Origin of the sequence: Plantactinospora sp. ZYX-F-223 (genome assembly GCF_039649625.1) — a bacterium.
GTDB lineage: Bacteria > Actinomycetota > Actinomycetes > Mycobacteriales > Micromonosporaceae > Plantactinospora.
This window is the reverse complement of record NZ_JBDJAV010000060.1, coordinates 1-12,478: the sequence shown is the minus strand read 5'-3', so window position 1 is coordinate 12,478 and position 12,478 is coordinate 1. Positions and strand designations below refer to the sequence as shown.

Genomic DNA, 12,478 nt, shown 5'->3' with positions numbered 1-12,478 from the left:
ACGTTATACGGTGCCGTCACTGGGGGACCCGGCAGAACAGGGCCACCTGAACCTGATCGTGTGTGGCCCACTCCACCCGTCCTGCATTGACAGTCTCGGGCGCTATGCCGGCGAGGTGTTGAGGGTCTCCCGGTCAGTAGGGACCGCGCGGTACAGGGTCACCCGTTCAACAGCCTGCCGTTGTGTAATAGATAGAAGCGACCGAACCCGGAGCGACACTCGGTACGTGCTGTCCGGGCAGGCGCGCAGCGGGTGCCGGTGGTGGTGCGGCGCCGGGATCTGGTGCACGATCCGGACGGTCGGCACCTTGCCGCCATGCGAGGTCCCGAAGACGAGGAAGGGCTCAGCACATGAGCGAGGACCAGGGCCTCACGCCGCTGCGCTACGACCAGACGGGTCTGCGAGGCAAGCTCGCCCAGGTTCTCGTCGAGGAACCCACCGATGAAATCGATTGGCCCGCCGGCCTACCGGCGGGGATCCGAACGGTTGTCATCCTTGACGATGAACCAAACCCACATCACACCTTGCGGGTGCACCCGCCGGACGACCCCAGGCGCATAGCCTTGGTCGTATTCGACCAGTTGGCGCTCCGCGAAAATCTATCGGAGACGTGAGGATCATGGACCCGCGACGCGTCGCGCTCAACCGCCGGCACAGCAGGGAGATGGGTTTGCTGTTCGCGGGATTCCTCGACACCCATCCAGATGTCGAGTCCGAAGTTGACGGAGCCGAGATGACGGCAGACCAAGATGCCGCGTGGAGTGCCTACAGCGCTGAACTTTTCGGTCGACAGCAGGCCGAGCGATCTGCACTCGCGGACGAGATCGAGGCCGAGCAGCGACGGCGTGGCGGCGGGTGTCCACCGGCGGCGGCCAGCCGTGGCGCTACGTCTTGAGGAGATCCAGCAGAGTCGATTGGTAGTAGGTCTGCCACGACGACGACCCGCTCCAGGCCGGCTTGCGCGTCCCGTACGCGCGTTCGAGCGTGAAAAGGCCGTGGCAGGTGGCCAGGATGCGCCGGGCCCGTTCCGGGCCGACCTGTTCGGCAGGCGCCGCGACGACCCGGTCGATCGCGTCGATGCGTACGTCGTCGGAGATCTCGAACTGGTCGAGCGGATAATCGAACACCAGCCGGTACGGCTCGTGATAGCGCATCGACCAGTCGCGTAGCGCCAGTGCCCAGTCCTCGACCAGGGCAGTGGGTCGACGTCCAGTGGGGGGCGTCACCTCGGCGACGAGATCCTCGACCAGGGCCTCGTACACGGCCTCGATCATCCCGCGTCGGTTTCCGAACTTCGTGTAGACGCACATGGTCGAACGACCCGCGGCGGTCGCGACCTTCCGCACGGTCAGGTCGGTGATGCCCGTGCTCTGCAGGACGTCCCGTGCTCCAGCGATCAGCCGATCGCGCACGCTCGGCTCGTCCGGTGGGTTGTCGACCCGCTGCCTGGTCATCTGCCGCCGCTTCGCCCTTTGGGGTCCGTTGCCGATTCGTGTCCTGTGCTTCCACCCGCCAGGCGCGAGCATAACAGGCGTTATTAATAACACTCGTTATGGAGGAAGCACATGCTCACTGCACGGCTATACCGGCTCGCCTCCGCCGCTGGGCTGACGAGCGCCGCCATCCTGCTCGTGAACACCGCCAAACGCGCCGGAGTCATTCCCATCACGGACGCCACCCAGCTGATCGCCCCGCTGGCCCAGGTTTTCGCGCTGGTGCTGATCACCGCACTCTTCATCGCGTACGGACGATCGAGCGGCCCGTTCGGCACCATCGGATTCGCACTGAACTTCGTCGCTCTCGCCGCCCTGGTCGGCGTCGAGTTCGTCATCAACCTCGTCTTCGCGCAACTGCCAGACGCGACGATCGCCGACCTGCGGGCCGGCCCGCTCGGCGTCGCCCTGACCGTGGCTTCTGTCCTGTTCCTCGTCGGCACGTGGACATTCGGCGCAGCGCTGTGGCGGATTCCCGGCCCGGCCCGGCCAGCACTGGCGCTGTATGCGGTCGGTGCCGTCCCGGTGGCACTGCGCGCCGCCGTACCCGAGGTCGCGCTTCAGCTCGGACTGCTGCTCCTCGCGATCACGATCACCTGGCTCGCGGTCGGCCTGTGGCGGAACGCCGAAGGCGTGTCCACCGCACCGGTATGACCCGAACCCGCCGGGCCGCCCCGACCAATGAACCATTTTCAACCTCCCCTTGCGGTCCGGCGGACCGCAAGGTCGGACGCGGTGCGTGAGCGCCGCGCGGTCCAGGTTGAAAAAGGTTCAATGACGGTCGAGGCGGCACCCCGACCCGCGGAACCGCCCGCTCGCTACACACCCACGGCCCGGATGGGCACCCCGGCGTCGAGCGCCGTGAGGCCCGGCGGCGGGAATCGCGGTACGCCACACGGGTGATTCCCCCGCCCCGCGCCTGCCGCGATAGGCGGCCTCCGGGAACGCATGCTGGCGGAATGTGGCCGGCTCCTCCCGTGGACCGCCTCACATATCGTGGTCCAGTCAGTTCGCCGGACGGGAGGCCGCTGTGTCAGAGGTACTTCTCGACCTGGAGCCCGTCCCGGGCATCCGAAGTCCGGCCGCCTTACGATGACCACCGACGGGCGCACGCACCTGGACCGATGCTGGTTGAGTCGACCATCACGTTCCAGACCGGCTCGGCCAACTCGCCCCACAGGTGGGCCCAGTCCGCTGCGATGGCTGACCAGCGCTCGGGATCGGCTCCGTTCATCGCCCCCCTCGGGATGTCCCGGGTGCGGACCCATCCCGGAGCCGTTCGGTGAGCCGGTCGATGCCGGATCCCGACACCGTCGACAGGCCCTCCGGCCTCCCCATCGCCGCGAGGAGCAAGTCTGCTGCCGGTCCTCGCACCTCGGCTGTCCCGGTCTCGGTTGCCCAATCCGCGTCGGCGGCGACGAGCCGCAGGTCGGCGACCCGTTTGGGTGCGCCGGTGAACCGGTTGTCCAGCACATAGTCGAGGGCCGCGACGGCGAGTGTGACGGGCATGGGAAGGGGCCGCCGGAGCGGTCGTGCGATGTCCTGGCCGTGAACCAACACATCGACCAGTGGATCCATCGGGCCGCTTCCGGGCATCCGGCGGTCTGATCCGGCAGTTTCGCGTAGCTGGGCGATCAGTTCGTCGGGAGTGAATCTGGCCGCCCTGTCCCGCGCCTGCCGGGCGGTCATCCGGTGGAAGTTGCCCCGCGCCCGGATCGCGCCGATGATCACGTCGGGCATCGTCGCCCTGGTCGGGATCGTCAGGTGGGCGACCAGGTCGTGTACGGTCCAGCCCTGGCACAGCGACGGCACGAGCCAGTCGGCAGGATCGAGTTGTTCGAGGAAGGCGCAGAGTCGCAGTCGTTCGGTTTCCACTGCGAGGAGAATGTCTTTCTGGTCCATCTTCACTCCCACTCGAGCCGTTGCTGGTATGGCGTGTCGTGGCGATGCATGTGTACGCTGTACACATCCGGATGTTCACAACGTACACATGCACGGAGAGGTGGTCAAGGCGTGGATCGGTACCACCACGGGGACCTCCGAGCCGCCCTGGTCGAGGCCGGGATGGAGATGGCCCGAGGCAAGGGCTCCAGCGCCCTCGGCGTCCGCGAACTCGCCCGCGTGGTGGGTGTGTCACCCAACGCCGCCTACCGCCACTTCACCAATCTGCGGGCGCTCGTCCTCACCGTCGCACAGGAGGCCCGGCGTCGCCTCTCCCGCGCGATCCTCGACCGAATGAACGCTACGCCCAGCGGAGCCGACCTCACCGAACGGTCACTGGCGCACCTGCGCGCCTTCGCCCTCGGTTACATCCATTTCGCCCGGTCCGAACCCGGCTGGTTCGCACTCACCTGCGAATCCCAGGAGCCACCTCCCGACGCGGAGACGGACACCTCGACCGACGCGCCACCGTCTCCCCACGAACTTCTCCTCAACGCCCTCGACGCCATGCTCGAAGCCCGCCTGATAAGCCCGGAACGTCGTGTCAACGCCGAATGGAGCTGCTGGTCGACAACCCACGGGTTCGCGATCATGGCGACCAACGGTCCGCTGCAAGCGGTGGACCCCGATACCATCGCCCGTCTCGCCGACCAGGCCATCGACACCCTGATCAGAGGGCTCCAGGCATGAAGTCCCGACAGCGAGCCCGGGCCCGGAGGACAGGTCTGTGGAGCCTCCTCCTGAGACCACCGGACAACACCCATATGTACGCACCCATCTAATAGCCGCCGGGCGGGCGTCACGGACCGTGACGGGCTACCAGGTGCCGCGATGCCCGGTCGTGCCGATGTGGGGATGCGTCGATTCGATCACGACTATCGACGATCATCCGTAACGGGCTCGCGACGTTGGCGGTGGCAGGACGTTCTCGGGGGATGTGCCGCCGTTCGGTGATGGTCCGGGTTGGTCGTGCGTCCTCGTCGTGATCCGACGGAATGTTCAACTCGTCAGCGTGGGCGCCGCGCGCCGAACTGTGCTCCGATTGCCAGGAGCGTGTGGCGGAACGCGGCGCTGCACCCGTCGGGACGTGGCATCCACCTTCCGGGACGCTGCCTATTGCCGGCGCCGGTACGCCAGCCATCCCATCGCGGCGAACCACGCATGGACTTCGACCACGCCGGCTCGCTGGACGAGGCCGGCGATCCCGTGTTCGGCGCCGTCGGCGGTGGCCTGGAACGTCATGAAGAACGCGACGAGTAACACCAGGGTGAGCGGGCCGCCGAGGAGCAGCAGGGTGCCGAACCGTCGCCAGTCGGGGATGCGACGGAAGTAGAGACCGGCGAGCGGGAAGCTGACGATCGGGGTGCCTAGCGCGAGGAGGAAGCCCAGCATGTGGGGCATGACTGCTTCGAGGTTGAAGACGCCGCACACCACCTGACCCGCACCAGTGCAAGCGAGCAGCACGAAGACGGTGCGGCGCAGTGTCGGCCGTCCTGCGGTTCGGGCAGTGCGGAAGACGCCGACGAGGCCGGCGATCAGTATCAGGCCGGTGACGACGAAGGCAGTGTTCAGGTACGGGGCGGTGGCGCCCATGCCCAGCCCGCTGATGGGCTGGCTGATCGGGGAGTAGTCGGTGAACCGGTGGTCGAACAGGGTGTAGCCGGTGCTCGCGAAGCCGAGGACGAGCCAGGCGAGCGTGAACAGAACCGGCCCGGCCACGGTGCCGAGTGCGAGCCACTGAGCTGATCGGACGGGCCGGTCGAGGACATCAGTACGGGGTGTCAACACAGTAGTCATGGCATGACTATACATTTTATGACTAGAGTCGTGTCAACGGCTACGCTCAACGGATGTCCGCACCGCGCCGCTCCGTCCTCGCACTGGCTCTGCTGTCGATGCTCGTCGAGGAGCCGATGCACGCGTACCGGATGCAGCAACTGATCAAGGAACGTCGCAAAGACGACGTGGTCAACGTGAGTCAGCGCAACAGCGTTTACCAGACCATCCAGCGGCTGGTCCGCGACGGTCTCGCGGAGATCGCATCGACCGAGCGCGCCGAGAACCGACCGGAACGCATCACGTACCGGATCACCGACGCTGGGCGGACGACGCTGGGCGAGTGGCTGCGCACCATGCTGTCGACACCGGCGCCGGAGTACCCGGAGTTCCCGGCTGCGCTGTCGTTCCTACCGAACCTCGCCCCGCCGGACGCTATCGCCGCACTGACCAACCGCGTCGCCCGGCTTGAGGAGCGACTAACCATCCTCGACGCGGAGATCGCCCAGGTCGCCAGGTTCCTGCCCAGGCTGTTCGCTATCGAGTCCGAGTACCAGCGCCAGGTCGTGGCAGCCGAGTTGACCTACGTCCGGAACCTGGTCGAGGATCTGCGGGCCGAACGAATCACCTGGCCGTTCGTCGACGGCGCCCCGGCCTGGCCCGGCTGACCCGAGCTCACGCGGTCGCGTCCTGCGGTCGCCAGCCATCCCTGCCACCAGCCATTCAAGATCAAAAGCGACTCTCTTGCCGCGATTCGCGCTGTCGCCCACACCCGGCCCGGTGGTCGGATGGGGCGATCGGGCAAGCGTCTGAGCGACCTGCCCCGATGTCAACTCTCGGGGAATGCGCCGCGATGGCGGCAAACGTCTGCTCTCTCGTGATCAGCTGGTCCCGAAGCAGTTCTGTCTCGTCCGGTTGAAGGTTGCAGATGATCAAGACACTGAATCTTTTTCAACCTCCCCTTGCGGTGCGGTGGACCGCAAGGTCAGACGCGGTGCGCGAGCGCCGCGCGGTTCAGGTTGAAAAAGGTTCGCCGGCCAGCGACCCGCAGGGTAAGTCCGGACGGTGCCGAGCGAGCGTGTCGGAACTTTACACTGCGGTTATCCGGGCGAGGACGAACTGTGCCCCGACGCCGTCTCGCTGCGAATTCCCTGGTTTGGGCGCGGGTGTAAGTGTCAGCCGCTGCGCCATGTCGATGTCAGTGGCCGGCGCCGACGTCCGGTGCGGGGCGCTGCGCCGTGATGGGGCGGTCAGTGTGCGTCGGCGAGGTCGGCGAGGCGAAGCCCGATGGTCTGGGCCCCAAAGGGCTGACGGTCATGGACCGGGGTGCGTAGCGGTCAGCTCGCCGTATCCGGGAAGGGCTGACCCTCGACGATGGCGCGCAGGGCGGCGACGTGGCCCTGGTAGGCGGCGCGGCCGACGTCGGTGAGGTGCAGCCACACCCGTTGCCGGGTGTCGCGGACGGCTTTGCGTTGGGCCACGTAGCCGGCGTCCATGAGGACGGCGACCTGCTTGCTGAGCACTGAGGCGGAGACATCGAGGTGTTTCTGGACCACGCTGAACTCGACTTCGCTGGCGGTGTCGAGCAGCGCGCAGATGCGCAGCCGGTGTGGTGCATGAATGGTGGTGTCGAAGTCGTCGATGGCCTCGTCGGAGGGCCGGGTCACGATCGTTTCCCGTGTACGTGTCCGTGTAGCAGGCGTAGGCCGATCATCAGCCCGGCACCCGTGATGGATGGTGGCAGCATGACGTAGACGCTGTTGGTGACCAGGAAGGCGATCCCCGCGGCCATGAGCAGCAGCATCATCCCGACGGCCAAGAACGCGACGCCACGGAGGGATACCTCGCGCGGCCGTGGTGCCATCCCCATTCTGTTGCGCCAGACGATCGCCGCCCAGGGAACCACCGCGCCGTACACGCAAAGCATGCCGATCATGATCAGCGTCCAGGCATAGTTGGGCAGCACCCAGGCGGGCTTGGCCAGCGCGCCGGCCAGCGTGAACGGCAGCACGGCGAGCACGAAGGCAGTGCAGGCATAGTGCCACCACGGAAACGGGGCCGTCATCGCAGAGGTGGCGGCAGTCTGGACCTGCGCGACGTCGGCGAGCGCAGCCCGCGCTTCGCCCGGAGTGGGATGAGGGGTACTCGTCTCCGTTTCCATGATGGAAACTCTAGCCGTCTGTTTCCAGCGTGGCAACTGTAGTCTTTCCGTTTTGGCAACGAACCCTGTTCGGGCCGTACCGGGTTGGGCACGGTGACCCGTACGCCGACAACAGACACCGGTCGGGCGGCCCGAGACCGCACCGCATCAGGCCAGCCGTGCAGGCTCTGTTGCGTTGGGTGGCAGCATGATCGAGTCCGGCTTGCCGGTATGGTCTGCTTGGCCGGGTGCGGTTGCTGTCTCGTGTCCGGGTCGAACCGCGAACGCAACAGCGCCGCGGTGGCATCTTTACAGCAACAAACAGGCAAGCCGGTACAGGACACTTTCCTGGAACGTCCCGGTGTGCCCACCAACGGCGGGCACACCGGGCGTGCGAGAGCAGCGGTCAGCTGACGCTGATGCAGCTGTAGGGGACCCAGCCCAGTACGCCGAAGAAGTAGACCGCGGCGTAGAAGTCACCACCACCGCAGAGGGTGTGCGGGGTGCCTACGGCGCCCTGGAAGAAGCCGCCGTAGCAGGGCGCCGACGAACCGCTACCAGGTCCGGGCCAGAGGTAGCCCCACGCGGCGCTGCTGGTGCTTGGCTGAGCGTGGACGTAAAGGATGTCGGTGGAGATGTTGGTGACTGTGCAGGCATCGGCGGCCGTCACCGGAGCCGGCGCTCGCCGGCTCTCATCGGCACCGCCGTCGGCTCGTGCCGGAGCGGCGCCGAGCAGTACGAGCGACGTGGCGAGTGCGGTGACAACCCCGCAGATCGTAGCTCGGTTCCGGAGGGATGATCGCTTGGTCATAAGTGCCTCCCTGGCTCTTTGACGACCGGTACAGCGAGTGGGTTAGGAAGATTCGCGAACCGAGGGATCGGTCCCGCTTTCCTACAGATGCTCGACATCGCCCCGCTGATGCGTCCGACAAGGATCGTTCCGAGCCAGCTTCTGGCACGGCACACCTTGACCGTGCATGACGGGCGAGGGTGGCGCGTTCGGCGTCGATCGGGTCGGATTTCGCCCGGCCCGGCGCGCGGCGGGCAGGTGAGTTCTGATCTCAGTGGTCAAGAAGGTCGTAACCAGGACGGACGAGGTTTTCGGCACCCGCAGGCCCGTACTGGGTGCCGACAGCGCAGGTAGCCGTGGCCTCACAGGGTCGGCGTTGTCGTAAGGTCCCGGGCATGGCTGACGCTGTCGTGGTTCCTGGCCTGTGGTTTGGACCGGCGGCGCCGTTGCTCATGTACGCCGGCGACGTGGCCGAGCGACGTGGCGCGGCGGTGCACCGGCACTCGTGGTCGCAGGAGCCGCCAGAGTTGTCCGACCCGCAGGTGGAGCGCTGGGTGTGTGGCGAGGTCACCCCGCTGCTTGACGCAGTGAGCGGCAGTCTCGACATGACCCTGCGCTACGCGAAGATCGCCAACCGGACCGTCGCCGACGAATACTTCGCCGTCACCGAAAAGGTCGAAGCCCTCTACCAGCAAGGCAAACCGCTACCCGCCGACACGATCGGGCCACGGATGGCCTGCCTACGACGCGAACACCACCGCCTCCTCGGCAACGGCTACTGCACCCGCCCACCCGAACTCGACTGCGCCTTCGAAGCCATCTGCGAAACCTGCACCTAACTTCCAGACCAGCCTCGATTTCCGACCGGTCCTGCAACGCCAACGCGACCACGCCGCCGAGCACCAGCAGACCCACCGCGTCGACCTGTTCGACCGACTCCTCACCCAGATCGACCGACACGCATCATGATCAGCTTGACAACAATTACCTGCATAATGCCGATGAGCGGTTGCCGACACCAGGACTACTGTGCACCGGTCCTGGCGGGGGCGGCCACTGCGGTCGCGTCAGCGCCTAACGCTGTGCGGAGGAAGTCCACTTGGGCGTCCAGGAGGCACGCGGCGACGCTTTCGCTGACCATGTGGGTGCCGGAGGGTAGTGGCAGCACGTTGTGCGGCCGACCGGCGGCCAGTAGCTTCGCGGATAGCCGCAGCATGTGCGCCGGATGGACGTTGTCGTCCAGCAGACCGTGGATCAGCAGCAGCGGCCGTCGAAGTTCAGGAGCGTAACGCAGCAGCGAGTCCCGGTCGTAGGCTTCTGGGTTGTCATCGGGGTGGCCGAGGAAACGCTCCTGCCAGTGGGTGTCGTACAGGCGTTGGTCTACGACTGCCGCGCCAGCGATCGCGGCGTGGAACACATCGGGGCGGCGCAGCACGGCCAGCGCCGCAAGGTAGCCGCCATAGGACCAGCCCCGGATTCCGACGCGGGTCAGGTCTAGCTCCGGGTATCGGCGTGCCGCCTCGTGCAAGCCGTCGACCTGATCCTCCAGTGGAGCGCCGCCGCGTTTCCCGTGCACCAGACGCTCCCAGCGAGGGCCGCGGCCTGGGGTGCCACGCCCATCGACAATCACCACGGCGAAGCCCTGGTCAGCAAACCACTGCGAGGTCAGATACACCGACTGCGCGGCGAGTACCCGCTGAGCTGCTGGCCCACCGTATGGGTCCATCAGCACTGGAAGCGGGCCGTCTCCTCGCCGATGACCGGTAGGGAGAAGCACGGCGGTACGCAGCCGGAGCGGGCCGGCCTCGAACAGGTCGACCCGAGGGGTTAGCGGTGGCGTCTGGGCGCGGCTGGTCAGCCGGGCCGAGGAATTGTCGAGGGGCCGCACGGTGACCTGCGGGTCCGGCTCGTCTAGATTGCGGCTTATGAGGACGGTCGTACCGCCCGCTCGGTGCCCGTGGTGCACGCCGGAAGTCGTCAGCTGGGACAGCCCGGCAGCCGCAGACCAGGTCCACACGTGCCGCTCGGTCGACTCCGTCGAACCGGCGAACAGCACGGTGTTTCCGTCGACATCGAGAATCTCGTTCACCTGAAGGCCGGGCGGCGTGACCGGCTCGCCGCCGACGAGTAGGTGCCGAGTGTCATCGATGTCGGTCGTCCAGACCAGAGCGCCGTCGGCGGTACGTGCTGGCACGCCAGGCACCAGCGATACCCAGGCCGGATCCGTCTGTTCGTGTTCGACGCGGCTGGTCCCGGTGTCCGGATCGACACGCAGCACCCGGACACAGGTCTGGGACCGGTTTTGTACGGCGATGGTCAAACCGCTGCGGTCCCAGCTGACAGCGGTGAGGTACTCGAACCCCTTCCGGTCCCAGTCGACCTCGACTCGGCTGCCGTCGAGGCCGAGGACAACCAGGCTGACATCCGCGTTGGCGGTACCCGCGGCCGGGTAGCGCATGGTCACCGGAGCGGCGGTGGGGTCGGCGAGGTCCGCCACATGCCACACCTGCACACGACTCTCATCTACTCTCGCCGCGACCAGGCGCTGACCGTCCGGGGCCCACCACCAACCCCGTCGGCGGTGCATCGATTCGGCTGCGACGTGCTCGGCGAGTCCGTAACTCACCTGCGGGGCCTCCGGCGCGGCCAGGGTTCGCGCGCCGGTGCCGTTGATGTCGACGAGGTGCAGCCCACCGCCGCTAACGTATCCGATGAACCGGGCGGTCGGGTCCGGCCGGGGATCGACCACGCCGTCGGCGGACGGAAGGATCCGGGTAACGCCGGTAGCCGGGGCGAGCACCACCAGTTTGCCGCCGAGCGCGATCGCGACCATCGACTGGTCAGCATCGCAGCTGTACTCGGTGACCCCGCCACCGGACTGGCGAGCTCGCTCCCGGCGGCGCCGCTCAGCCGCAGGCAGGTCACCGCCGTCGAGAGCCAGCTCGCGTGGGTCCAACAGCAGCCGCTCGGTCCCCGCAGTCACGTCGTACACCCAGAGACATGAGACTGGGTCGTCGCCAGCACACGTGCGCGTAAACATCACCTGACGTCCGTCCCCACGTATCTGGAACCGCTGAGGCAGACCGAGGGTGAAACTGCGGGTACGAGCCTGCAACTGAGGAAAACTCACGAATAACCCTTCGCCGTACGACCGGACACGCAGCATAAATCGGCGACGGCAGACGGCGAACAATGTCCAGAGCCGCTTAACCACCGACCAAGCCTTGGTGGAGGTGCGCCAGTTTGGCTCAGGCTGTTGGACCGTTCAGCCGCGTAATCAGCCGATCCTGGACGGGCGGTGCCTCATCCAGGAAGGCGACCAGCCACGCCACGACCCCGCCGGGTTCGGCGATGCGATCGGGCCACGGAACATCCTGCATCCAACCCGCTAGATCCGGCCCGACCACCTCGGCGAACAGGTCCAGCATTCGATCCGGCACCGGCTGTGCGGTTGCGCACAGCCAGCTCAGCGCTGCGGCGAATCGCACGTCGGGCGTGTTGGCCGCGTCGGTCCACAGCTCACTGGTCCACGTGACCACGTCCGGGTCGCCGTGCTCCACCGCCAACTGCGCGAGAGCCAACACCAGACTGATCCGTACGGTTTGGGACGTCTCGGCCGCGAGCCGCGCCCGCAGTGCGGCCGGTACCTCAGGCGGTGGCCACAGTGCTCCGGCGAGCGCGTACGCCGTGTTCGCCCGCACCAGCGGGTCAGGGTCGTCCAGCAGTCGGATCAACAGCGCCGCGTCGGCCGTGACCGCCTCCCGCGCCGCCTGTTGGGTCCATACGACCGGGCGCCCGTATCCGTCGATCATCAGATCGTCCGGGTCATCGGCCACCTGGAACAGATCCGTCCGCAGGTCGGTCCCGAAGTGGTTGCGATGGCCGGCCTCGGCCGCCAACTTCAGCACCCGACCGCGGCCGTGCGTCCCAGGATTGGCGGCGATACGGAGCAGAAACGGTACCGCTAACGCGAGCGCGGTGTCGCTGTTGCCCTGATGCCGCACCTTGTTCCAGAGATCGACGAGGCCATGACGGGCGGCAGCGGGGTCCGGGGTGTACAACACCTGCAGCATCGCCGGCACGTCGTCGGCCGGCCCGTACGCGTGGCTGAACCTGGCCCAAGGCACACGATCCAACGTCAGCTCGCCGGTAGTACGGAGCTCCGCCATGACCCGCCGGACGTCCTGCTCTCCACCCGGCTCACTGATCTCGATCACACCGCGATGATGCCGCATGCGAACGACAATTCCGGCTCTCGTGACCTGCCTGTCGATCGCGGTCCAAACGCAGGTGCGGCTGCCGCGAGGTGTGACGCAGCGTCAGATTGCCGGCCGGGCC

13 protein-coding genes are annotated in these 12,478 nt (G+C 67.1%); 5 read left to right on the top strand and 8 right to left on the bottom strand.

Features of this window, described 5'->3' with window-relative positions; translation table 11 throughout:
• Positions 1-350 precede the first annotated feature (350 nt).
• Complete coding sequence (locus AAH979_RS37340) at positions 351-614, top strand: hypothetical protein (protein ID WP_346262855.1); 264 nt, start codon at positions 351-353, stop codon at positions 612-614.
• A gap of 270 nt (positions 615-884) precedes the next feature.
• Here AAH979_RS37340 and AAH979_RS37335 read toward each other — a convergent pair whose 3' ends face one another.
• The gene (locus AAH979_RS37335; protein WP_346262854.1) at positions 885-1,412 is read right to left on the bottom strand and encodes a TetR/AcrR family transcriptional regulator; all 528 of its coding nucleotides are present in this window, start codon (positions 1,410-1,412) and stop codon (positions 885-887) included.
• A gap of 153 nt (positions 1,413-1,565) precedes the next feature.
• On the opposite strand from AAH979_RS37335, the gene AAH979_RS37330 reads away from it, so the two are divergent.
• Positions 1,566-2,147 carry a hypothetical protein gene (locus tag AAH979_RS37330; protein WP_346262853.1) on the top strand — a complete coding sequence of 194 codons (582 nt, stop codon included), beginning with the start codon at positions 1,566-1,568 and terminating at the stop codon, positions 2,145-2,147.
• Between the two features lie 576 nt (positions 2,148-2,723).
• Here the strand turns inward: AAH979_RS37330 and AAH979_RS37325 are convergent.
• Positions 2,724-3,368 (bottom strand): maleylpyruvate isomerase family mycothiol-dependent enzyme, encoded by a 645-nt coding sequence (locus AAH979_RS37325; protein WP_346262852.1) that lies wholly within the window; start codon positions 3,366-3,368, stop codon positions 2,724-2,726.
• A 75-nt stretch (positions 3,369-3,443) separates the two neighbouring features.
• On the opposite strand from AAH979_RS37325, the gene AAH979_RS37320 reads away from it, so the two are divergent.
• A complete protein-coding gene (locus AAH979_RS37320) occupies positions 3,444-4,124 on the top strand; it encodes a TetR/AcrR family transcriptional regulator (RefSeq protein WP_346262851.1) in 681 nt (226 codons plus the stop codon).
• A gap of 423 nt (positions 4,125-4,547) precedes the next feature.
• Here the strand turns inward: AAH979_RS37320 and AAH979_RS37315 are convergent, their stop codons facing one another.
• Entirely contained in the window at positions 4,548-5,231 is a 684-nt protein-coding gene (locus tag AAH979_RS37315) for a DUF998 domain-containing protein (RefSeq protein WP_346262850.1), read from the bottom strand.
• 53 nt (positions 5,232-5,284) lie between these two features.
• On the opposite strand from AAH979_RS37315, the gene AAH979_RS37310 reads away from it, so the two are divergent.
• Positions 5,285-5,878 (top strand): PadR family transcriptional regulator, encoded by a 594-nt coding sequence (locus AAH979_RS37310; RefSeq protein WP_346262849.1) that lies wholly within the window; start codon positions 5,285-5,287, stop codon positions 5,876-5,878.
• Positions 5,879-6,547: 669 nt separating this feature from the next.
• Here the strand turns inward: AAH979_RS37310 and AAH979_RS37305 are convergent.
• From AAH979_RS37305 to AAH979_RS37295, 3 genes are all read right to left on the bottom strand, one after another.
• Entirely contained in the window at positions 6,548-6,877 is a 330-nt protein-coding gene (locus AAH979_RS37305) for a transcriptional regulator (RefSeq protein WP_346262848.1), read from the bottom strand.
• Positions 6,874-7,371 carry a hypothetical protein gene (locus tag AAH979_RS37300; protein WP_346262847.1) on the bottom strand — a complete coding sequence of 166 codons (498 nt, stop codon included), beginning with the start codon at positions 7,369-7,371 and terminating at the stop codon, positions 6,874-6,876. The genes AAH979_RS37305 and AAH979_RS37300 overlap by 4 nt, the downstream gene beginning before the upstream one ends.
• 385 nt (positions 7,372-7,756) lie before the next feature.
• The gene (locus tag AAH979_RS37295; protein ID WP_346262846.1) at positions 7,757-8,161 is read right to left on the bottom strand and encodes a hypothetical protein; all 405 of its coding nucleotides are present in this window, start codon (positions 8,159-8,161) and stop codon (positions 7,757-7,759) included.
• Between the two features lie 374 nt (positions 8,162-8,535).
• Here AAH979_RS37295 and AAH979_RS37290 point away from each other — a divergent pair, with 374 nt between their 5' ends.
• Complete coding sequence (locus tag AAH979_RS37290; protein WP_346262845.1) at positions 8,536-8,979, top strand: hypothetical protein; 444 nt, start codon at positions 8,536-8,538, stop codon at positions 8,977-8,979.
• 185 nt (positions 8,980-9,164) lie between these two features.
• On the opposite strand, the gene AAH979_RS37285 is transcribed toward AAH979_RS37290, so the two are convergent.
• Together AAH979_RS37285 and AAH979_RS37280 are read right to left on the bottom strand one after the other, a co-directional pair.
• Entirely contained in the window at positions 9,165-11,132 is a 1,968-nt protein-coding gene (locus AAH979_RS37285; protein WP_346262844.1) for a prolyl oligopeptidase family serine peptidase, read from the bottom strand.
• 256 nt (positions 11,133-11,388) lie between these two features.
• A complete protein-coding gene (locus AAH979_RS37280; RefSeq protein WP_346262843.1) occupies positions 11,389-12,357 on the bottom strand; it encodes a HEAT repeat domain-containing protein in 969 nt (322 codons plus the stop codon).
• Between the last annotated feature and the right edge of the window lie 121 nt (positions 12,358-12,478).

What these genes read in the sequence shown, in the direction of transcription:
- AAH979_RS37340 (WP_346262855.1), top strand. Translation starts at nt 351, where the DNA reads ATGAGCGAGGACCAGGGCCTCACGCCGCTGCGCTACGACCAGACGGGT.
- AAH979_RS37320 (WP_346262851.1), top strand. Translation starts at nt 3,444, where the DNA reads ATGTGTACGCTGTACACATCCGGATGTTCACAACGTACACATGCACGG.
- AAH979_RS37330 (WP_346262853.1), top strand. Translation starts at nt 1,566, where the DNA reads ATGCTCACTGCACGGCTATACCGGCTCGCCTCCGCCGCTGGGCTGACG.
- AAH979_RS37290 (WP_346262845.1), top strand. Translation starts at nt 8,536, where the DNA reads ATGGCTGACGCTGTCGTGGTTCCTGGCCTGTGGTTTGGACCGGCGGCG.
- AAH979_RS37310 (WP_346262849.1), top strand. Translation starts at nt 5,285, where the DNA reads ATGTCCGCACCGCGCCGCTCCGTCCTCGCACTGGCTCTGCTGTCGATG.
- AAH979_RS37315 (WP_346262850.1), bottom strand. Translation starts at nt 5,231, where the DNA reads ATGACTACTGTGTTGACACCCCGTACTGATGTCCTCGACCGGCCCGTC.
- AAH979_RS37295 (WP_346262846.1), bottom strand. Translation starts at nt 8,161, where the DNA reads ATGACCAAGCGATCATCCCTCCGGAACCGAGCTACGATCTGCGGGGTT.
- AAH979_RS37300 (WP_346262847.1), bottom strand. Translation starts at nt 7,371, where the DNA reads ATGGAAACGGAGACGAGTACCCCTCATCCCACTCCGGGCGAAGCGCGG.